Origin of the sequence: Scytonema sp. PCC 10023 (assembly GCF_963920835.1) — a bacterium.
Lineage (GTDB): Bacteria > Cyanobacteriota > Cyanobacteriia > Cyanobacteriales > Nostocaceae > Kalymmatonema.
This window is the reverse complement of the sequence record NZ_CAWUDP010000004.1, coordinates 12058-34933: the sequence shown is the minus strand read 5'-3', so window position 1 is coordinate 34933 and position 22876 is coordinate 12058. Positions and strand designations below refer to the sequence as shown.

15 protein-coding genes are annotated in these 22876 nt (G+C 43.6%); 8 read left to right on the top strand and 7 right to left on the bottom strand.

The genetic code is table 11. The features are described from left to right. Positions 1-286: 286 nt before the first annotated feature. The 4 genes from ACM0OZ_RS03735 to ACM0OZ_RS03720 form a co-directional block, all read right to left on the bottom strand. Positions 287-1075, bottom strand: a complete 789-nt coding sequence (locus ACM0OZ_RS03735; protein ID WP_414581486.1) for a response regulator — start codon at positions 1073-1075, stop codon at positions 287-289. Between the two features lie 260 nt (positions 1076-1335). Beyond that, the gene (locus tag ACM0OZ_RS03730; RefSeq protein WP_414581485.1) at positions 1336-1857 is read right to left on the bottom strand and encodes an NHLP leader peptide family RiPP precursor; all 522 of its coding nucleotides are present in this window, start codon (positions 1855-1857) and stop codon (positions 1336-1338) included. A gap of 433 nt (positions 1858-2290) precedes the next feature. Then, on the bottom strand, positions 2291-3937 hold the full coding sequence (locus tag ACM0OZ_RS03725; RefSeq protein WP_414581484.1) for an ATP-binding protein: 1647 nt from the start codon (positions 3935-3937) through the stop codon (positions 2291-2293). Between the two features lie 39 nt (positions 3938-3976). Then, positions 3977-4189, bottom strand: coding sequence for a hypothetical protein (locus tag ACM0OZ_RS03720; protein ID WP_414581483.1), 213 nt, complete (start codon positions 4187-4189; stop codon positions 3977-3979). A gap of 469 nt (positions 4190-4658) precedes the next feature. Here ACM0OZ_RS03720 and ACM0OZ_RS03715 point away from each other — a divergent pair, with 469 nt between their 5' ends. The 7 genes from ACM0OZ_RS03715 to ACM0OZ_RS03685 all read left to right on the top strand — a co-directional run bounded on the left by ACM0OZ_RS03715 (position 4659) and on the right by ACM0OZ_RS03685 (position 16582). Beyond that, positions 4659-5009 (top strand): hypothetical protein, encoded by a 351-nt coding sequence (locus tag ACM0OZ_RS03715; protein WP_414581482.1) that lies wholly within the window; start codon positions 4659-4661, stop codon positions 5007-5009. Positions 5010-5177: 168 nt separating this feature from the next. Then, on the top strand, positions 5178-5819 hold the full coding sequence (locus ACM0OZ_RS03710; RefSeq protein ID WP_414581481.1) for a sigma-70 family RNA polymerase sigma factor: 642 nt from the start codon (positions 5178-5180) through the stop codon (positions 5817-5819). Positions 5820-5840: 21 nt separating this feature from the next. Then, positions 5841-6827: a DUF1822 family protein gene (locus tag ACM0OZ_RS03705; RefSeq protein ID WP_414581480.1), complete on the top strand. Its 987-nt coding sequence runs from the start codon at positions 5841-5843 to the stop codon at positions 6825-6827. Between the two features lie 242 nt (positions 6828-7069). After that, positions 7070-9358 carry a CHASE2 domain-containing protein gene (locus tag ACM0OZ_RS03700; protein ID WP_414581479.1) on the top strand — a complete coding sequence of 763 codons (2289 nt, stop codon included), beginning with the start codon at positions 7070-7072 and terminating at the stop codon, positions 9356-9358. A gap of 64 nt (positions 9359-9422) precedes the next feature. Continuing rightward, entirely contained in the window at positions 9423-10217 is a 795-nt protein-coding gene (locus ACM0OZ_RS03695; protein ID WP_414581478.1) for a DUF928 domain-containing protein, read from the top strand. Positions 10218-10455: 238 nt separating this feature from the next. Then, a complete protein-coding gene (locus ACM0OZ_RS03690) occupies positions 10456-13230 on the top strand; it encodes a filamentous hemagglutinin N-terminal domain-containing protein (protein ID WP_414581477.1) in 2775 nt (924 codons plus the stop codon). Between the two features lie 295 nt (positions 13231-13525). Next, a complete protein-coding gene (locus tag ACM0OZ_RS03685; protein WP_414581476.1) occupies positions 13526-16582 on the top strand; it encodes a filamentous hemagglutinin N-terminal domain-containing protein in 3057 nt (1018 codons plus the stop codon). 433 nt (positions 16583-17015) lie between these two features. Here ACM0OZ_RS03685 and ACM0OZ_RS03680 read toward each other — a convergent pair whose 3' ends face one another. Together ACM0OZ_RS03680 and ACM0OZ_RS03675 are read right to left on the bottom strand one after the other, a co-directional pair. Beyond that, on the bottom strand, positions 17016-19700 hold the full coding sequence (locus ACM0OZ_RS03680) for a CHAT domain-containing protein (protein ID WP_414581475.1): 2685 nt from the start codon (positions 19698-19700) through the stop codon (positions 17016-17018). 428 nt (positions 19701-20128) lie between these two features. Next, positions 20129-20356 (bottom strand): hypothetical protein, encoded by a 228-nt coding sequence (locus ACM0OZ_RS03675; protein WP_414581474.1) that lies wholly within the window; start codon positions 20354-20356, stop codon positions 20129-20131. 280 nt (positions 20357-20636) lie between these two features. On the opposite strand from ACM0OZ_RS03675, the gene ACM0OZ_RS03670 reads away from it, so the two are divergent. Further along, entirely contained in the window at positions 20637-22121 is a 1485-nt protein-coding gene (locus tag ACM0OZ_RS03670) for a PLP-dependent aminotransferase family protein (RefSeq protein WP_414581626.1), read from the top strand. Between the two features lie 72 nt (positions 22122-22193). Here ACM0OZ_RS03670 and ACM0OZ_RS03665 read toward each other — a convergent pair whose 3' ends face one another. After that, positions 22194-22874, bottom strand: coding sequence for a phosphatase PAP2 family protein (locus tag ACM0OZ_RS03665; RefSeq protein WP_414581473.1), 681 nt, complete (start codon positions 22872-22874; stop codon positions 22194-22196). Positions 22875-22876: the final 2 nt, after the last annotated feature.

The following is a 22876-nucleotide window of genomic DNA, read 5'->3' as shown; positions in this document are numbered from 1 at the left end:
GTAGACTGAATAAACTTCGCAATTATGCCGTCAGTGCTGACAAAACAATGACCCAAATAATTGAAGACTATATTGATTCTCTACCTAACAAAGAGATAGGCGACAACTCGGACACCCTATTCCCACTCAAGCCTACGGCTTGAAATGGTCAGGGGTGTACCTCGTTGTCGCCCCAGCATTCTTCCGCACACTGACTACTTCGTAGTACAGTGTGGGGCTGCTGCCGGAAATAGCTCAGTACTCACTGAGTGCGTAGCCATATAAACCCGTAACTTGGGTGATTACGCTATTGAATGCGATGCGTGTTTCTCCAAACTTGAGGCGTAGTTCCCTGATATTGGCGGAACTGACGGAAGAAATGACCCGTATTTTGATATCCCACTTTTTCAGCAATCTGCTCAATTGACTGGTTAGTCTCCAACAGCAACGAACACGCTGCTGCCATGCGACGTTCTACAATCCACTGATTCACCGTATGTCCAGTTAGGCGTCGCATGAGGTCAGTTAAGTAACCAGGAGCGTAACCCACTGCTTGGGCTACATCACACAAACTAATTGGTTGGTGATAATTCTCTTCAATGAATTGGAACACCTCATTTAAGTGCGGACAACACGGAAAAATCGACTCACTAGTTGTGGGTTTTGCTTCCTCAGCAGCCTCAGGCGCTGATATTTGGTGCAAAGCAGCGTACCACTGTTTCAGGGCTGCTTGTTTTTCTAGTCGGGCGGCGATCGCTGCCAATAATTCGTCTACTGTAGTTGGCTTGGTAAGATAGTCATCAGCTCCCAACTTCATAGCGTGGCGAAGTTCCGCATTGGTAGCTTTAGCAGTCACAAAAATGAATGGAATAATCGCTGTCACAGGATTTTGGCGCAGTGTGGTGAGCACACCGTAACCATCAAGTTCTGGCATCACGATGTCGCAAATCACCAAATCAGGTAGATGTTTTTGCACCCGCTGCACCCCGATAAGACCGTTTTGGGCACCAATGGCATTGAACCCTTCCGCTTCCAAGCATTCTAAAAACATCTCTCGGCTTTCTGCCTCATCTTCTATCACTAAAATCTTTGTCATTGTTACCTCCGAGAAAGAGTGATTTTGAACTAGAAAAATGAGAGCAGCAGTCAGTTGCAAACAATTTGACTACTGTACAAGAACTTGGGGATAATTAATACTTGAACCACCTTAATAGTTGTTGAGGTTAATACCATTTCTCTATGAAGTTGAGCTTAATTCCACCCCCCTGTAGTCCCCCCTTACCAAGGGGGGACGCCGAAGGCGGGGGGTAATTATTAAGCGCATTGTTACAGAGAATTGGTATAAGTCCTCAAATACTAAACCTTGTCAATTGCAATTAGACCAAGAATGTAGGGTTGAGATTGCCTCAAGATTGGAAAAGCTATTCCACCAGCAACCATGTCTAATTGGGAGTCATTCAGTTGTTCGTTATCCGGATTCATGGGAATGACCAGGTGTCTAACAGCTGGCGTGTCTTCGTAAAAGCAAATAGTTAAATCCTCAGGTAAGTCTTCACCTATTGCCTCTTTAATAGCAGCCTTGGAGTTATAGAGCAGTCTGCCTTTGAAGGCATCATCAGCTAAAGCGTGTCTTATGACTTCAGCAATAATCGGGTTTTGTTCTTCCATGTACCTTTCTAGTTGCTCTTTTATTGGCAAAATATAATTTCGCACGTTGGGTTTATCTTCATGCACTTCAATCTTTTTTACAAACTCGGGAACTGTCACCCCAAACTCACATAGTATTGGCTTGGGAACTGCAATGAAGCAGTTTTTGAATTGTTCATCAGACCAAAGTCGTTCGAGAAGAAGTTTGTAGAAATTGATTCGTTTCGTCATTATATCCCTTTACTTTTGCAAGTTAATTCTTGTAGAAGAGCTTTCCTGTTTCTCTTCATCTGCACCTCCGACCTCATAGCTAAACTTGGACAAGCTCCTTTCTACCTAAACTTATAGTCTAATTCACACGATGACATTAACGGATTTTTTGTTCTTGATTCTTATATTTTCAGTTTTTTCTCAAGGCTAGTTATAGCGCTTTTATGTGAAATTAATACATGACACAAAATCTGATAGATGTTACATCTAACCTCTATCTCTTGTGTATTGCAATCAATTGAAAAGCGTTATAAATTGTTAATTTTATTGTGCTTGATTAACGCCGGCAAGACCGTTTTCTGCACCGCGATGACATCGAACGCTTGAACCTCCAAGCATTCAAGAAACATTTCTCAGTTTTGTGCTTAATATTCGTTTCTTAAGATTTCTTTCATTATCTTATCGGCTGTTTAGTGATAGGTAATGTAATTGTAAACGTCGTACCCACGCCGACTTCACTCGCTACGGTGATTTGACCGTTATGCAAGTCTACAAGCTTTTTGACCAGTGCCAATCCCAATCCATTACCTGGTATATCGCCGACATTCTCAGCCCGATAAAATGGCTCAAACAGTCTTTCTTGCTCTGCTTTTGGAATGCCAATTCCCCTATCCTTAATCTGGAAAATGACTTTTTTATCTTGGCACGAGAGTACGACATCAACTGTGCTGTCAACCGGAGAATACTTGATCGCATTCGAGAGTAAATTCGTGAGAATGGGCTGTAGCAATTTTTTATCCACGCAGACTGTTCTACAATCACCTCGACTGACAAAGGTGACTGCATGATGGTGGCTTTGACTCAAATTTAATTGAGCCAATATGTCATGGCAGAATTGGATCAAATTAAGTGGTTCTGGCTCGAACTTTAGCTTTCCTACTTCTGCTCTACCCAGCATGAGAACTTCATCCATCAATTGGCTGAGTTGTTCGACTGCTGTTTCAAGGCGCTGCAAATACCGGAGTTTTTTCTCTTCGCTCAAGTGGTGATAATAGCGTTTCAGTGAGCTAGTGGAGAAGGAAATAATGTTTAGGGGAGTGCGGAATTCATGAGAGACCATAGAAACAAATTGCGCTCTATGTTGAGCAAGTTGTTTTTCTTGTTCTAGAGCAAAGCAAATTTCTTTTTCTGCTTGTTTGTGTTTGGTTATCTCCCGAAACGTCCATACTGTGCCGATAATTTCTTCACCGCAGCGTAGAGGTTGGCAGTATCGCTCGAAAACCCTCCCATCCTTCAACTCCAGAGTGTCGTAGCCCTCAACATCCGGTTGATTCTCCAGTTCTTGAATGCGCCTGCAAAAGGTTTCTGGGTCTTTAAGTTGATTTTTATAAAAAGCTAAGCACTGGTTATGGTTGCGTGATATAATAATCGAGTTTGGAATCTGCCACATCTCGACAAATTTCTGATTAAAGCTAACAATATCTCCCTTGCAGCTGATTGCAACAACACCGTCAGCAGTGGAATCTAGAGTAGCCTGAAGCAAACAAGGGGAATTTTCCAGTTCTACCTCCATCTGCTTGCGCAAAGCTTTCTCCCGGCATAATTGCTCATTAGCATGACTTAATTCAGCCAAAAGCTCTTGGACTCTCGACTCTAGGACTTGATTAGTCCTGTGTAAGGCTGATGAAGTCTGCTTGCACTTGCTGATATTGCGGATCAAGATACAGCCATACTCTGTGCGATCGCATTCTATATAGATAAGGGTAATCGCCACCGGAAAGCTCTGACCTTCCCTAGTCCAATGTAGAAATTCAAAGTATAGGGAACCTTGCTTTTTAATAGTTTTCCAATGGTTTGACCAAACTTCTGGCGAAAAGTCTGGGTTTATGTCGTGCATAGTCATCGAGAGTAATTCCTCACGGGAATAACCTACTAGACTGCACGCTGCATCATTAACGTATATAAAATCCGCGTTTGGCTTTACCCAGAAAACTGCATTTGCCATAGGAACCATGAAAAACTTGGTCAGGTGCAAGTTCTCTTGTAGCTGTAGTGTGACTTGAGAATTGCGTTGCTTTGAAATGCAGTTGCCCAAAACCATAGTTCAACTCTCTACAATTACTAAATGAGCTTTAAAAAATTAGTCCTCATCGCCATGCCCCTGATAGCGTCTTAACTCACGCGACTCTTGCCGAACTCTCCCAGCGATCGCTGCTTCCTGTAAAGTCATAAAAGCGTTTAAATCTTCCAAGTCATACTTTGTACTCAGAAGTTGTCGCAATCTTTCTTCTGCCCAAACCGTCAGATAACCAGTCGCTATAGCCTGTTGAACAACGTCACGAATTAATACCATGTTCAAAACTTATTTGGTATCGATACAACCCTATTGAAAACCGATGTGTTGCTCTAACTATTTATCTTGCGAGTGCGACTTCTTTTCTGCAAAGCTTCGATTTTTCTTTACAAAAATTGATATTTTCTGCTGGTGTTCTGCCCCGATTAGGCCAATTGTCCCCTTTCAATAAGTCCTAGAGTACTTCTATGCCTGAGTATGCAGTTGTTTTGCAATTGGGTTATTAGACAAAGCAGCGCGAATTGTCTCTCATCTTTTCCCTCCGTATGTTTTTGTTTGTAAAATCACTTAGTTGGTAAGAGCTTATCGGTGTAGGAAGCGCTAACACCTACTTCCCACATTCCCATACCTCTAAAGTACTGTCTTGTGCAAGGCTTGACGCCACATTGTTGGCGCATCTTTGGCTCAGTTCGTGGCTCACTGCTTTTGCCTATATGCCAAAAGTGATTCAAATTTTAGGGGTAATTCCTTGGCGTTACAGCGGGAGCATCCCAACTTTGGACAAATACCCCACCCGCCTGACGGCACCCTCCCCTTAGCAAGGGGAGGGTTGGGGAGGGGTCTTGGTGTTGCATTCTTTTTTCAAATTGGTATGATTGTTAACCTCATTCAAGAGTTCTGGAACAAAACACCTTGGTTGTTGAAGAAGAAGTCAGGAGTCAGAATTCAGGAGTCAGAACCAATGTACGCCCTTAGATTCAGACCCCAATCAATTGTAGACAACGCCAGAGCCCTAGGTCGGGAGACCAGGAGTGCAGTACTGGCTCCCGTGAAGCGCGTTCGTTATTTAAACTCCTTTACTCAACCGAGCGTCGCTTAACCTTCGTTCTGAATTCTGGCGACTGACACCTGAGTTCTTTCTGTTAACTTAGACTCAAAATGTAAAGAAATGTAACAAATATACTGGTTTCGCATAAAGTGCCTCAAAGGAGTGCGAGAGAGAAATAGAGATTCACTTCCGCGCCAGAGATCACCTTTGGAGTCTCAAATGACGAGAAGAGATGAACTAGATTCACATCTACTACAGCTAGCAATTTCGGCACAGCGACACCCGCCGCGTTCTCAGGAACGTCAGCTTGCTTTAACAAAGCTGGTTAATGCTATTGTGCGCGCCGGCAAGCTTTGCCGTCCACAAAGAAGTCAATTTCCCGCAGGTGTTTATGAAGATATTTACAACGAAGCACGTCAGGAACTTTTCTTGTATATTTGTCAAAATATTGACAAGTACGAACCGGAACGCGCCTCTGTCATGACATGGGTTAATGTTCTGTTGGAGAAACGATTTTTTAAAGACGCTATTCGTAAAATCCAGACTTATCATTGCAGAATGAAAATGACTATTGCTGACCTGGATAATTTTGCTTCACCTAAAGAATCAAAAGACCTCACAGAAATACTTCAAGAATATATAGAATCAGACCCACAAGAGATTTTCAAAAATGAACATATAGAAAAATCTCCTCAAGTCAATTTTCAAGCATTGGTGAAGCGACGAATGTCTGGAAAATCGTGGAAAGAGATTTCAGCAGAATTTGGAATGAAAATTCCCACAGTTAGCAGCTTTTATTACAGGTGTATAAAAAAGCTGTCTCCAAAGTTAAAAGAATACTGTAGCAACGAGGAAAATTAAGTAGTAGGTGGTGAATAAACTATGAAAAACTTCTCAGAATCTTTAACCTTTACTGTACCGATAAACTCAGAAGCGCGCGCACTAGCGGAACAGTTTCTTAGAAAACAGAGAAACCCTCAGAAAGCTAAACAGGTTTATCTCAACACTTTGGCAGTGTTTGCTGTAAATTTTTATCTGCGTTGCATGGGAATTGAAACTTCTTGGTCAGAAAGTTTAAGTTGTCAGCCAGCCATACAAACTCTCATGGATATTGCTGATTTAGAAGTTCTTGGTTTAGGGAAAATAGAGTGTCTCCCGGTGTTACCCAATCAGAAAGTTATTCATGTTCCACCAGAAGTTTGCTCAGATAGAATTGGTTACTTAGCTGTACAGTTTGACTCATCGCTTGAAGAAGCAACAATACTGGGATTTATGAAAACAGTCCCTTCTTCTTTTGAGTTACATCTAAGCCAGTTGAGTTCCCTCGAAGATTTGCTTATACACCTGAATCAACTAACCAATAGCCAAGCATGGCATGAAGATGCCATAAAAGTGCAACAGCCAACTCACTTGAGCCAGTGGTTCATGAATGTTGTCGATGCTGGTTGGCAGACTATAGAATCGCTTCTGAATCCGCAACAACAAACAGAACTCGTTTTTAGATTTAGAGGGACTGAACACACTTTAGCTCTTCACCCAGAAAATTCAACGTCTTGGCTGCAGAAAGGCAAAGTACTAGACTTACGACGAGATTCAAAAAGTCAACCAATCGCCTTAGTGGTAGGACTGATACCAGCTTCTAGTGAAGAAATAAATATTGGTATCAAAGTGTACCCAACTGGTAGCCAAAATTATTTACCAGAAGAACTCGAAGTGACAGTATTAGATGAAGCTGGTATCTCCGTAATGCAAGCAATGGCAAGAAACACAAAGAGTATTCAATTAAACTTTAGTAGCGAGATAGGAGAAATTTTTAGTGTTAAAATTGCTTTAGGTGATATCAGTTTTACAGAAGTATTTATGACCTAAATTTCCAAATCCAAAAATACTGGTGTTGGTTGTCATAGTTACATTTTCAATATTACGGAGTTACCTTAGTACCCAATAGTTTACTATTGAATAGTGTTACAGCACCTTGCAAGTAAATCAAGTACAACGCGCTTTGTCTAAAAGCAAGACAAGCGAGCAAATGTTACTTCTGAGTTCTGAGTTCTGAGTTCTGAATTCTGCTGTATTTTGATACTCCAAAATCCCAATTTTTAAATGGGTATATGGCGAAGTTAGTCGTTCTTAAAATGGATGGTGATTTATCACACCAAGGGTTTCGGGTGACGCTAGAAATCGGCTCAGATTTTGCTCGCCCAGAAATAGAAATCTCTGGTAACTTGCCACCCGAACCCGACTTGGCTACCTGCCTAAGCCAGTGGCAAAAGAAGTATCGCTCGTTAGGAATGCCAAGTCGCATTAAACCCCAAGAAATTATTTACGATGGCTCTATAAAAACGGGAATTTCAGAATGTTCTCAAAAAGCTAAAATATTGAGCGATCGCCTACAAAAATGGCTTGACTCTAAGGAGTTTCGCTGTATAAATAACACATTACGTGAAGAATTAAAACGAGATGAAGCAATTAGAGTATTAATTCGTACAGATAATTGTGAATTACAAAAAATTCCTTGGCATTTGTGGGATTTTTTTAGTAGATATTCATTAGCAGAATTTGCTTTAACGTCAATCAGGTCTGAAATACCTCCAAAACCACCACAGAAACCCAAAGTCAGAATTTTGGCGGTTCTGGGTAATAGCCGTGGAATTGATGTTCAACTAGACCGTCAATTGCTAGAAAATTTACCTTCTTCCGAAACTGTTTTTTTAGAAGAACCGCAACGCAACACCCTAAATAATTATCTTTGGCAACAGTGGGATATTTTGTTTTTTGCAGGACATAGTGAAACTGCTAACGATATTGGTCGTATTTATATTAATAAAACAGATTGCCTAACAATAGAAGAATTAAAGTATGCTTTAACAAGAGCGATCGCACAAGGGTTACAGCTAGCAATTTTTAATTCCTGTGATGGTTTAGGATTAGCACGGCAGCTTGCTTCTTTACATATCCCGCAAATGATTGTTATGCGGGAACCTGTGCCAGATGAGGTAGCACAGGAATTTTTAAAGCATTTTCTGGTAGCATTTTCAGGTGGACAGTCTCTGTATCTAGCTTCACGGGAAGCAAGAGAAAAGCTCCAAGGCTTGGAAGACAGATATCCTAATGCAACTTGGTTACCAGTCATTTTCCAAAATCCCAGAGTTGTTCCACTGACTTGGAAAGAATTAAGCACTCCAAAAACCGAGTCTAAACGTCAAATTCTTGCTGTACTGATGGCGAGTGTACTGATTACAGCAAGTCTCATGGGAGTCCGCTATTTAGGAATGCTACAGCCTTGGGAATTGCAAGCTTACGACCATCTCATGCAGTTGCGACCAGCAATTGAAAGTTCAGATCCACGCCTTTTGGTAGTTACAGTTGATGAAGCAGATATTTATTATCAGAACCAGAAGGGGATGAAAGGCATAGGTTCGCTATCGGATCAAGCACTCGTTCAACTCTTACAAAAACTTGAGCAATATCAACCAAAAACTATTGGTCTAGATATTTATCGTGATTTCGGTGTGGACTCTAATTATCCAGATTTAGCTAATCGTTTGCAGCAAGATGAGCGTATTTTTGCAGTCTGCAAAGTTCCTGCTGAATTTGATAACGCATCTGATGGCATTCACCCCCCTCACGAAGTACCAACAGAACGCCAAAGTTTTAGTGATTTTGTGGCAGACTATGATGAAATTCCTCGTCGCCAATTGTTGCATTTAACCCCTCCCCCGAAGTCTCCTTGTACGGCAGAATATGCTTTTAGTCTTCAGCTGGCACGACATTATTTGCATGACAAAGGCATCAACGCAGATATTACTCAAGAAGGGTACTTACAAATTGGCAAAGTTCTGTTTCAACCATTAAAGGAACATTCTAGTGGCTATCAAAGAGTAGATACATCAGGTTATCAAGTTCTGCTGAATTATCGTTCGCTGCGTCCTCAAGAAAAAATTGCTGAGACTGTACCTCTTAGAGATGTCCTTAGTAACAATGACCAAATTAACCTTGAATTATTGAAGAATCGTATTGTCCTGATTGGCGTGACTGCCCCAAGCACTGCTGATTTTTGGAAAACTCCCACCAACAAAAAGAAAATTCCGGGGGTGTTCGTGCACGCACACATGATAAGCCATATCCTCAGTGCCGTTCTTGATGATAGACCTTTGTTGTGGTGGTGGTCTGTGTGGGTGGAAGCACTCTGGGTTTGGGGATGGTCATTGGTAGGGGGAATGATAGCGTGGCGCTACTCCAAGCCAGTGTACCTTGGGCTGGCTGTTGCAGGGGCGGTATTCACACTATTTGTAATTTGTTTTGGCATCTTTACACAGGCTGGATGGATACCACTGGTTCCTTCTGCTTTGACATTAATATTAACAGCTATGGCTGTGGTGTGGAAAATACGAAGTTAAAATTCCGAAATACAGGCATTGCGTTTTGAAGTTATAAGTTATATCGGCATTTGGACACTGAATTATGAAACTTGCAGGCGTTATCCCTGTGATACTCCTTTGTTTTGCAAGTTACTACCCACAAGTAGTTGCACAAGTTGCCCACCCAGTCAAGAATCCTATTGCTAAGATACAAAATGCTAAGACACAAAACCGCCTGCAGAAACTGAACTTTCCACGTAACGGCGCACCCACAGGTCGCCGCCAAGGAGGGGCAAGGCGTAATGGTTGCCCAAACCTGAACCAGTCTGTAACTGCCTTGGTGCCTGGTGAGGCAACTGGCAATGAATCAACATCTTTCTTGGCATTGACAGTCTCCGAGTATCCAACCTTTTGGGTTTATCTTCCCGACTTACCGACGAATCTGCGTTCTGGAGAGTTTATATTTCAAGATGAGAAAGGCAAAAATATCTACAAGACACCTTTGACGCTGCCTGAAAAGTCTGGTGTGATTGGCATTACTCTACCACAAAATCCGCAATATGCTCTCAAGCAAGACAACAAGTATCAATGGTACTTCAAAGTTTATTGTGGCGATCCGGAAAATACATCTGATTATTATTACGTTAAAGCATGGGTGCAAAAAGTTGCGCTCACTCCGAATCTTGAAAGTCAGTTAAAGGCGGCAAAACCAGAAGAATACACGGCTTATGCTGTTAATCAAATTTGGCAGGATGCTTTAACTAATTTGGCTGATATGCGGCGTACTAATTCAGGTTCTGCGGTGCTTGCACAGGATTGGATAGATTTGTTAAAAGCTGTTGGGTTGCAAGAATTTGCTACTGCGCCGGTTGTTGGGCGTTATGGTTTGGAAAGATAATTGAAAAGGCTCTCGTTATGCGGCAATATTGACGCTCTGCGCATAGTAAAATTGTTAAGCGGGAGTTTTCTGATCAGGTATTTAATGAAGTTTTGTAAAGAAATGGCGGGTTTTGCATAAAAGTCGTGCGCTTGAAACCGAGAAGAAGGCAGATGTTACTTTGAGTACGACTAGATGTGGTTTAGTTTGTACTGGTGTAGCATAATCGTTTACCAACTAAAACGCTTGAGGGGGTGCAATGTTCGCGATAAGTACTCGTTGGGGCTGTTTGTTAGGAATTACGATAGGTGGTGCGTATGCTTTCTGGGCGAATTGTGCCAACGCCCAAATTACCCCCGATAGCACTCTACCCAATAATTCCAGCGTCACAATACAGGACAATATCAGAACGATTGAGGGAGGAACCCAAGCCGGAAGCAACTTGTTCCACAGTTTTAAGGAGTTCTCTGTTCCCACAGGGAGTACTGCTTTCTTTAATAATGCTGCGGATATTCAAAACATTCTCAGTCGGGTAACGGGTGGCTCAGTATCAAACATTGATGGGTTAATTAAAGCTAACGGCACAGCTAACCTGTTTATGATTAATCCAAATGGGATTATCTTTGGTCCTAATGCCAGATTAAATATTGGAGGTTCGTTTCTTGGTAGTACTGCCAGCAGTATAAATTTTGCCGATGGTACTAAATTCAGTGCCACTCCATCACCAGATAAACCCCTGTTGACAATAACTGCACCTATTGGACTGGGTCTGGGCACAAACCCAGGGGAAATTCAAGTACGAGGACCTGGGCATGATATTAACCTTGAGGCTATCAAAAAAACAGAGGAACCTCGTGACCCTGTTAACAGTAGCGTTCCAGGATTAGAGCTTCAGTCTGGAAAGACTTTAGCACTAGTCGGAGGTAAAGTGTCTGTTGAGGGTGGCGTTCTCAAGTCATCATCAGGACGTGTTGAAATCGGTAGTGTTGCGAGCAATGGAGTTGTGAGTCTCGTCCCGGTACAAGAAGGTTGGAAGCTGGATTATTCTGGCACCCCCAGTTTTGGAGACATTCAGTTTTCTGGTAAATCGTTCGTGGATACCACAGGAGTCGGCGGTGGTTCGATTGCAGTTGCTGGTAAAAATATCAGTCTGGCTGGAGAGGCGCTTCTACTGAGTGAGACGCGTGGTGACAGAAATGGGCAAGAAATTAGTATTGTTGGGGACGAGATATCTGTGATTTCGTCCGAGATCAACACTGCCACCTTTAGTTCAGGGAATGCCGGACAAGTTAAGCTTGTAGCCAACAAATCTATCCTGCTTGAGAATAACGGTGGCGCGGGTGCAAACACACAAGGATTGGGAAAAGCTGGAGAAATTACCCTCAAAGCAGATTCTATTGAAGTTAGAGATCGTAGTGGTCTAGGTAGCAAAACCTTTAGTGAAGGGGATGCTGGGCGGATAGAAGTTAAAGCTAATTCTCTACTGATTGATAATGCTGGTTTTGGTGCTTCTTCTAATGGTGAAGGCAACGCCGGAGAAATGAACATTGCAGTAGGCGACTTTGTAGTCCGCAATTATGCTGGTTTGGGAGTTGAAACCAAAGGCGCAGGTAATGCTGGAAAAATCAACGTTACGGCAAATTCTCTGCGGATTTCAGACAATTCAAACTTCACGAGCGTTTCAGAGAACACAGGTAACGCTGGGAAAATCAGCATTACAGCAAATTCTTTGCTGATTGAAAACGGTTCGGGGTTCACTAGTGCTGCGAAGGAAGGTAGCACAGGTCAAGCTGGAGAAATCAATCTTAATGTTGCAGGATCTGTAGTGTTCCAGAACTTTGCAGGTATTAGTAACGCGGCTTTGGGTGAGGGTAACGCTGGGAAAATCAACATTACAGCAAATTCTTTGCTGATTTCAGACAATTCGGGGTTCAGTAGCGGTACACAGAACACAGGTCAAGCTGGAGAAATTAATATTAATGTCGCAGGACCTTTGGTGTTACAAAACTATTCAGGTATAGATAGCAACACTTATGGAACGGTTAATGCTGGACAAATTACTGTCCGTGCTGAATCTTTGGAAATCAGTAATGTTAGTGGAATTAGTACGACAACCACAGGCAGTGGCAATGCAGGAAACCTGTATATACGGGCAAAAACCGTAAATCTTGACAATGATGGAAGATTCCGGCTTGAAAGTACAGGTAGTGGAAATGCTGGTGCTTTCGAGATTGTGGCAGATATCATTAAGCTAGATAATCAGAGCTTGATTGATGCAACCACTACCTCTGGCAATGGTGGCAATCTCACACTAAATGTTGGTAACTTACTGCTACTGCGTCGCGGTAGTCAAATTTCCACCAGTGCAGGTACTCAAGAGGCTGGTGGAAACGGCGGCAATATCACCATCAATGCTCCCAATGGCTTCATTGTTGCTGTCCCTAATGAAAATAGCGACATCACTGCCAATGCGTTTAGTGGCACTGGTGGGAAAATTACAATTAAGGCTACTGACATTTTTGGAATCGCACCGCTAAGTCGGCAAGAAATTGAGAGGTTGCGTCGTGAGGGTTTAAATCCGAGTCAATTACCGACGAACGACATCACTGCCATTTCGCAAACAAACCCTTCTTTAAGTGGCACTATTGAAATTAACACACCCGATATTGACCCCAACACCAGATTAATTAACTTACCAACAGTACCAGTTGACACTGAGGTAGCCCAAGGTTGCAACTCTCCCAATTACGCTCAAAGCAGTTTTATCATCACCGGACGCGGCGGCTTACCCCCCAATCCCAAAGACATTCTCACACCTGATGCTGTAGAAGTAGATTGGGTAACACTCAACCCAAACACTAACAACCGCAAAAGTCCCTCTGTTTCCACACGAACAAAGCCCACGCCAGAACCCATCGTAGAAGCGACTGGGTGGGTGTTCAACGCCAAAGGTGAGGTAGTCTTAACAGCCGATGCACCCACCACCACGCCTCGTAATTCTTGGTCACCCTCTGCAAGATGCAGAGCTTCTTAGATGCTAGTGTCCACATCTTCAATTGTACAGGACTTACGCACTGAGCTTGTCTGCTGGACTGGTACAAAGTGTGCGGTGTGGTGAAAAATTCAGTTCTGGTATTCCCTACTGCACCCTTGCTCAGGCGGGTTTTTTATATGAACTTTCGTAAAGAAATGGCGGGTTTTGCATAAAACTCGCACTCCTAAAGCTAAGAAGTAGGTGGAGGTTACTTTGAGTACCACTGGATGTGGTTTACTTTGTACTAGGGCAACATAACCGTTGTTGTGCAACGCCAAACGCTGGAGGGGCTGCAATGTCCGGGATAAGTACTTGTTGGGGCGCTTTGTTAGGTATTGCCATAGGTGGTGTCAGCGTTTGGGCAAATTGTGCTCTTGCTCAAATTACGCCGGATGCCACCTTACCTAATAACTCCAGCGTCACAAGCGAGGGTAACAACTTTAATATCACTGGAGGAACACAAGCAGCAAGCAACTTGTTCCACAGTTTTAAGGAGTTTTCTGTTCCCACAGGGAGTACTGCTTTCTTTAATAATGCTGCTGATATTCAAAACATTATCACTCGGGTAACGGGTGGCTCAGTATCAAACATTGATGGGTTAATTAAAGCTAACGGGACAGCTAACCTGTTTATGATTAATCCAAATGGGATTATCTTTGGTCCCAATGCCAGATTAAATATTGGAGGTTCGTTTATTGGTAGTACAGCAAGCAGTATAAATTTTGCCGATGGTACTAAATTCAGTGCCACTCCATCACCAGATAAACCCCTGTTGACGATAACCGCACCTATTGGACTGGGTATGGGCACAAATCCAGGGGAAATTCAAGTACGAGGGGCAGGGCACGAATTTGTATATGATCAGGCTCAGATCGAGTATAGTAATGGTACCAAGCCAGGGAGACCCCGTCCTCTTCTTAACAGTAGCGTTCCAGGATTGGAGCTAGAGTCGGGGAAAACCTTAGCTCTGGTGGGCGGTAAAGTGTCTGTTGAAGGTGGTGTTCTCAAGTCACCAGCAGGACGTATTGAAATCGGTAGTGTTGCGAGCAATGGAGCTGTGAGTCTCGTCTCGGTACCAGAAGGTTGGAAGCTGGGTTATGAAGCTGCTCCCAGTTTTGCAGACATCCAATTCTCTGGTAAATCGTTCGTAAGTACTACAGGAGTGGGCGGTGGTGCCATTGCAGTTGCTGGTAAAAACATCAATTTCACCTCTGAGTCTATTCTACGAGCTGATACGCTTGGCGACAGAAATGGGGGAGAAATCAGTATTGTTGGTGAAGAAATAGGTATCAATCAGTCCGACATCAGTTCTAACAGTTTCAGTTCGGGGAATACCGGACAAATTAAGCTGGTTGCTAACAACTCTATCAGGCTTGAGAATCAGGCTGGTGTGGGTACTCGCGTACTAGAAGCGGGAAAAGCTGGAGACATTACTTTACAAGCTAATTCTATTTTTATCGGTAACAAAAGTGGGCTAAGCAGTAACACTGATGGTACAGGTAACGCCGGACGGATGGAAGTTAAAGCTAATTCTTTCGTGATTCAAAACCAATCTACTTTGAGTAACGGTACGGGGAACGATAGTACAGGTAACGGTGGAGAAGTCAACATTAATGTCGCAGGTCCATTACTGCTACTAGGGAATGGAATAAGTGGAACAAGTATAGATACTTACTCTTTTGGTCAAGGTGACGCTGGAAAAATTAACATAAGGGCAAATTCTTTGCGGCTTGAAAATGAATCGGCGATCGTTAGTCGTACGCAGGAAAATAGTACAGGTAAAGCCGCAGACATCAACATTTACGTCGCAGGTCCTATGGTGGTAAAAAATGCAGCTATACTGAGCCAAACCCTCAGGGGTAACGCTGGAAAAATCAGCATTACTGCAAATTCCTTGCTGATGGAAGTTTCGGGAGTCTATAGTCGTACATTTCTCACAGGTAAAGGTGGAGAAATCAACATTAATGTCGCAGATTCTTTTGAGAGCAAGTCTTCAGGCATATATAGCTTCGCCAATAACATTGGTGACGCTGGAATAATCAATATCTATGCAAATTCCTTGCTATTTGACAGTTCGCAGATCACTAGCCAGGCGACTGAAAAAGATAGCACAGGTAACGCCGGAGACATCAACATTAATGTCGCAGGTTCTATGGTGTTACGGAATCCTCTAGGTATATTTACAAACAGCGTTGGCAAGGGTGACGCAGGAAAAATCAGCATCTACGCAAATTCTTTTGAGCTTGAAAATTCGCAGATCAATAGCAGTACAAGGAACACAGGTAAAGCCGGAGATATCAACATTAATATCGCAGGTCCTATGGTGATAAATACAGGAGATATGAGTACCAACACTTTGGGCAGGGGTAATGCTGGACAAATTACTGTTACTGCTGAATCTTTGAAAATCAATAATGGTGGAATTGTTGCAACAACCAATGGCAGTGGCAATGCAGGAAACTTGAGTGTGCAAACAAAAACCCTGGTTCTTGATAATCAAGGGAGATTGGAAGTTGAAAGTACTGGTGATGGCAATGCTGGTACTTTGAATATTGTGGCAGATACCATTCAACTTGATAATCAAAGTCGGATGAATGGAACCTCCACAACGGGTAAGGGTGGAGATGTTGAGTTACAAATAGGGAACTTACTTTTATTGCGTCGTGGAAGTTCCATCTCCACCTCTGCGGGTACTGACAACAAAGGTGGTGACGGTGGTAACATTAGAATCAATGCTCCCAATGGGTTCATCGTTGCCGTTCCAAATGAAAACAGCGACATCACTGCCAATGCGTATAGTGGCACTGGTGGAAAAATTACAATTAAGGCTAGTGACATATTTGGAATTGCACCACTTAGTCGGCAAGAAATTGAGAGGTTGCGTCCTGATGATTTAGACCCCAGTAAATTACAGACGAACGACATCACTGCTATCTCGCAAACAAACCCTTCTTTAAGTGGTACTGTGGAAGTCAACACACCTGATATTGACCCCAACACCAGATTAATTAACTTACCATCAGTACCAGTTGACACTGAGGTAGCTCAAGGTTGCAACTCTCCCAATTACGCTCAAAGCAGTTTTATCATCACCGGACGCGGCGGCTTACCCCCCAACCCCAAAGACATTCTCACACCTGACGCCGTTCTAGTAGATTGGGTAACCCTCAACCCAAACTTTGACAACCGCAAGAGTCCATCTGTTTCCACACCAACAAAGCCCACGCCAGAACCCATAGTTGAAGCGACTGGGTGGGTGTTCAACGCCAAAGGTGAGGTAGTCTTAACAGCCTCGGCACCCACGACTACGCCTCGCAGTTCTTGGCAAACCTCGGCTAAATGCCGCACATAGAGATAATATCATGTTCGGTTAATTAGTTATGATTACCACCTTGACTGCACCCCACACGCCAGTCGCCTAGGTCGGGAAACCCTCCTGCAGCGCTGGCTCCCCTTTATCCCCTCCCCCTCCGGGTATGCCTTCGGCACGCTACGCGAACGCCAGTCGCCTACGGCGGGAAACCCGCCTGCAGCGCTGGACTCACCGCATGCGGGGAGGGGAGGTTTTGGCCCAAGACAAAACCGGGGTGGGGTTCTTCAGGAATGATAAGTAATATCAAGTTCGCTTAATTACTTACAATAAAAAGACCTCACCCCGCCCTTCGGGCACCCCTCTCCTTAATAAGGAGAGGGGATGGGGGTGAGGTTCTTCGTTTTTTATAAGTGTTTATCCGGACATGATATAATCAACCGAACCTGATATAAGTCCAAAATTCAAAATTCCGTTATAACCAATTCCCCAGCAGCACATAAGGTGCCCAATGATAAGGACTATTATCCTTGACAAAAACCGCAAGTTGAGCACGCTGGAGTGCTTCGGCTTTACTCACCCCTGTCTGTAACTGTCGGTAAAACTCGCTCATCACATCTGCGGTAGACTGGTCATCTACTGACCATAAACTTGCTAGCGTACTGCGTGCGCCCGCCCGCACAGCTACTCCAGCTAATCCTAATGCTGCTCGTTTGTCTCCAAGGGCGGTTTTGCAAGCACTCAGGACGAGTAATTCGATGTTGCTTGACCTGCTAGATTCGCTGACTCGCAGTAAACTGTCAAAATCCTTTACCTTAAGTAGTTTATCCCAAGCGAGAATAAAGGTTTTTTCTGGATCGGAACTGAACTCGCCGTGAGTCGCCAAATGAACTACCGAGAAAGGAGCTGATTGTAGTTCCTTTTGCAAGTTGTTTTCAGTAAACTTCTGATTTAGGAGTTCTTCACTCCTCGGTACCTCAGACTTGACTTGTTCCAATTCCCGTGGCACATTTTGCAATGGAGGAAACCCAAAGCGTTCTTTACCCACTCCCGCAGTTAAAGCGTTTAGGCGTACCCGTTGCAACGGTTTGGGGTCAAAAAGTCGCAAACCAGGGCTAAGGGCTAAAGCATATTTCTCTATCAGATATTTCTGCTGTTGTTGGTCGTACAGAACCCCCATCGGGATATTCTGCAACGAACTATCCAGAACAAACACTAAGGTTTTGATGCCACTCTTGCTTAACTCTGCTTCTGCTGGTCGAATTAACCAATTATATATCTCCTGCGACTTTTCCTGAACCTGAAAAGTTCCCGCCACATCCAATAAGCTTTTCCGCAAATCTTGTACGATGTTTTCTACTTTTTCTTGGGGTATGACCGTTGTATATTTGCGAAGTTCCTTTTGTTCAGGCAACGTGAGAATAACTTCTATGCGGTCTGGTAAAATAATAGGATATATAATTGCCGCTTTTTTGTCTTGCTGAACCACCGTGTCAATTTCGACTCTGGTTTCCACACAGGGTGAGCGAAAGAAGTTATTCAGTTCCGCGAGTTGGAGTGATTCAATTACATTACGAGCTTGTCTAAGATTGTATTGCCTAGTTTCAGGGCTTCCCTGATTCTGCAACCGCAAATCAACCAACTCCCGATACACAGGTTCCACAGTTTCGCGGAAGGAAAACTGAATTTCTGGATTAATGGCGACTAAATCGCCACGCAGAGATTCAAGGGTTTTGAATGCTTCATCGTATGATGCGATCGCTCCTGGAATATCTCCCGATTCTTTAAGTAAACGTCCCAACTGCCATTGCCACTGATAAGCAATGTCCCGTGGCTCAAGAGTTTCGGCTATAATGAGTGCTTGCTTGGTAAGGTTTTGTGCTTCAGATAACTGCTGAGTTTGTTCATACAACCCACCCAGAATACCCAAAGCATAAGATTCTGCTCGCGCGTCTTTTAAGCTTCGCGCCTGCTCAAGAGCGGTGGACAACATCTGAGCAATATCCAGCCATGACGGGTTATCTGCGTTGCTTTTCTCTTTTAATTGTGTTAGATTTTCAGCATAGTTAATCCGGGTATACACTGAAGTTCTACTAGGTGGCAACTTGCTAATTTCTGGTTGAATTTGAGATGCTAAAGCCAAAGCTGCGCTCAATCGCTTGTCTTCCACAAGTAGGCTAAGTTGGTTCAGTTGTGCCTGAATGCGCGTGACGGTTGGTGCGACAAGTGCAGCCTGTTGGTAATATTTTAAAGCAGCTTGAGTTTCTTTTTCAGCCCCGGCTTTGTTGTCCAGACTAAGTTGAGTTTTTCCCTGGGCGAGAGCCGTATTACCTAAACTCAGCAAAGTATCACCAGTAGCTATTGGAGATTTTACGCGCTGTGCGACTGCTAAACTTTCCTCTAGGACCTTTCTGGATGTATTTAAATCACCAACAACTCTGAGAATATTACCGAGACTACGCAATCCTGTTGCTTTCAGTTGCGAGTCTCTTAGGCTTATGAGGGTTTGCTGAACCTCTGTTAAAATCTTGCTAGCTTGACGGTAAAGCCCCAAAGCTTGCATTGCTTGAGCAGTATTAATGCGGTTGCGGGTTAATGTCGCCGAATCGCCTATTTGCTTGTAAATCTTTGCAGCTTCTTGCCAAGTCGAGAGTGCAGCTTGAGTTTGTCCTTGTGACAATTGTAACCGTCCTTGCACATCTAGAGCTTGGGCGAAGATTGCAAAACGCTGTTTTGAGTTATCGTTATTTTTTAATAAATTCAGACTTTGGATAATTGCCTTTTCTGCCTGACTCCACTGTCCAAGTTGCTGATAAACTAGGGAAAGATTGCTCAAAGCCATAGCTTCATTGAGTTTATCCCCACTGGCTTTAAAAGCAGCAGCTTCCTGTTCCAAAACCTTGAGCGCTTCAGCAAACCGTCCAGCATCATACAGTGCTTTGCCTTGTTGCACTGAGTTTTCGGTTTGAGCCGTGCTGTTTGGTGGAGTAGTGGTAGTAGAATTAACAGCAAGGACGGTTGACAAAAGGGGCGAAAGTACTATGCACAGAAACGCGGTAAGCAGCGCCAATACACACCGACTCAGCCAACCCTTATCTAAACGCCTAGACTTCAAAAAGGGTTGTATTGTATGGAAAAATACAGACCGTTTTCTTGCCATGTTCTTTCCCTTGAATCAACAGATAGTAAAGGGATACCCCAGCCAACCCCTTCTCAAGAGCAAAGATGCTGCGCGCGTGCTTTCACCCGGTGGGAGCTTACGCGCTTGGCGGAGCCTGCGCTTTGCGCTTACGGGGAATTCATAAGGTACCGCATTCATAAGGTACGGCATTAACAATCCCCATAAGCACTGTATTCTCTTTAATTGAAACCGCTATATTATACCAAGCGTGAAAAAAGAATGCGACAGATACACACTGCCAAACCCTGGTTATCTTAGGCTTTCTTAATGCCGTACCCTTATGAATGAGCGTTCTTAGTGAATTGGTATTACCCCTGTCTGTTTGTTGCCGCAAGCAAATAGGGTTTTAGTTTGGAGATAATTTTCCAAGAGTCAAGTGTTCTTGAGGTAGTACTGTACTTTATCTGTTACTTGTAGTAACATTGCTCGATCCAAATTCGCATTTCTTCTTCAGAACCAAAACAAGCAGAACGTCCTGTTAACGGGTCGTAGGCGTGCCAAGAAAAAGTACGACCATAACGGTCTGATTGCTGCCATACTTGCAGTTCAGAACTGCTAACCAGCCAGATTACAAAATGTTGCCAAACGTTTTTTATCTTCGGCAATATTTCTTTTGAAAAATTAAAGATTTCCATAGCAAAATTTCCGAGCGTGAACTTGAGAACGTTTTGAGTAGTAAAAATGGTTCAGCACTAAGCAGTGATTGCTTATTACTGTTTGGTGAACTATTACTTTTACCTTCGCTCAGGAATGGAAGAGTGAGAAGGTACAGTTTTTGCAGATTTGTACTAGAACAGTTATGCACCTTGACAACTGTTCTAGTCAAAATTCACCCAACTGTACCATGCATAACAATTGAAAATCGCTTATATTGCCAGTAATAGTGCTGTTGTCGTCGTTGATGAGTGCGCCAAAATGAAGATTTTTTTAGATCGGCAGTCACCTAAGCCTATTTATTTGCAGATACGCGATCGCCTTAGTAGTCTGATTAAATCCGGCGCACTGCAAAGCGGCGATCGCCTCCCCTCAATCCGCTCTTTAGCAGAAAATTTGCAAGTTAATAAACTCACCATTATTGAGGCATACAACGTTTTAGAAGCAGATGGAGTGATTTGCGCTCGTCAAGGTTCTGGTTATTTCGTGAACACTCAGCTGGTGTCTGCTAACCTGAAACCAACTTTTGCCCCAGAGCAAGAAGTCATCATTAAAGAGCCAGGAGGCAATTCTTTTTTTGATATGCATATGGCGAGAGTGCAAGCACAAGCGCAGCCAGGAATGATTGATATGAGTTTTGGCTTTCCTCGTCCGCCAAAGGATTTAATGCAAATTTCCAAACGAGCGCTCAAGCAGGTAGATGTATTATGTAAATACGACTTGCCACAAGGACAGTTAATACTACGCAGACAGATTGCTCAAATGTTGGTACATCAGGGACTGGATGTATCACCTGAGGATTTAATTATTACCAATGGCTCTGAGCAAGCTTTATCATTGGCAATGTCTCATTTTGTGCAACCCGGAGATTGGGTGATTGTAGAAGCTCCCACCTATTATGGTGCGATCGCCATCTTAGAAAACTTAGGAGCCAAAATCATCGGTATTCCCATGAAAGCCGAGGGGATGAATCTGGAGTTGTTAGAGCAATACCTCAAGAGCCATCGCCCAAAATTAATTTACACCATTAGTACCCTACACAATCCTACTGGTTTGACGACCACTCAGGCACATCGCCAAAAATTGCTGGCATTAGCCGAACAATATGAATGTCCGATTTTGGAAGATAATGCTTATGAAGGATTGAATTTTGAGCCGGTTCCAGCACCAATTAAAGCTTTAGATAAACACGAATTGGTGACATACGTCGGTACCTTTACTAAAACTTTGATGCCTGGGTTAAGAGTGGGCTATATGGTGGTTACAGGCAAGCATTATCAAGCAATTTTGGAGCGGAAATTAGTTCATGACATTCATGTATCCACGGTTTCTCAAGCAATCGTGAGTGAATTCCTCGCATCAGGACATTACCGCCGTCACCTTAGCCAACTGCGAGCGGAAAATATCCAAAGCCGCAATATTATGGTGCAAGCCATGGAGCGTTATTTTCCCGCAGAAGCAAAGTGGACGGTTCCCAAAGGAGGGTTATTTCTTTGGGTGCAATTACCAGCCGATATTCCTATTCAAGCAATGACTAAGGAAGCCTTGTCGGAAAATGTGCTGATATTCTGTGGTTCCGCATTTTTCCCAGATAAACAGGGTTATCCAGCGATGCGACTGACTTTCGCCAACTCACCACAGGATATCGAGCAAGGTATCTCTATTTTGGGTAAATTGTTGAAAAAACATCTTGACAAAAGTGGCGAGAGGAGAAACAGATATCAAACGCTTGTTCACAGCATTTAGTTATATCTGAACAAACAAGATCCCCGACTTCTTAAAGAAGTCGGGGATCTGAAGAATGCTATAGCAACTGGATCATCGCCAAAGCCGGATGATGAAACTAGCCCCAACTGCCCAAGCAATCGATGCCATCCAGCCTGCCAAAATGTCGCTGGGATAATGCACTCCCAGGTAAAGCCGTGTCCAGCCGATAACCAAGACAAAAATTGCCCCGACAATTAAAATCAACCAGCGCCACCGACTTCTCCAATTCAAAATCACTAAGACTGCTACGAACGTCATGCTCGACATCGCATGACCGCTAGGAAATCCGTAGTCAAATTCTGGTGCAGGTGATTCCCATAAGTGGGGACGGACTCGATGCAGCAGTACCTTCGCTGTCCGGTTGATGATGATGCTACCCAGTAAGGTGACAATCAAGTAAGTGAGCTTACGCCACCGTCGGCGCCTAAATAGCACTAGCGCGGTGACAGTCGCCATCGGAAACACACCCCAAAACACACCCAATTTAGTTAGCATTGTGACCACAACGTCCAGTTGAGGATTGGCTGTGCTGTGAATTGCCAACAGTAAGGGTACATCCCACGAGAAGCCACCTTCATTCTCCCAAACATCCTCTGCCAGTTCCCCGAAAACCAGCAAAGGTAAAAAGACTCCGAGCAATAGCAGCAGCAGCGATCGCCAATGGGTAATCAGCAGTTGCTGGACAAATCTGAAAAAGGATTGGAAAAGCTTCCAGAGCCGTGCGGTGAACAATT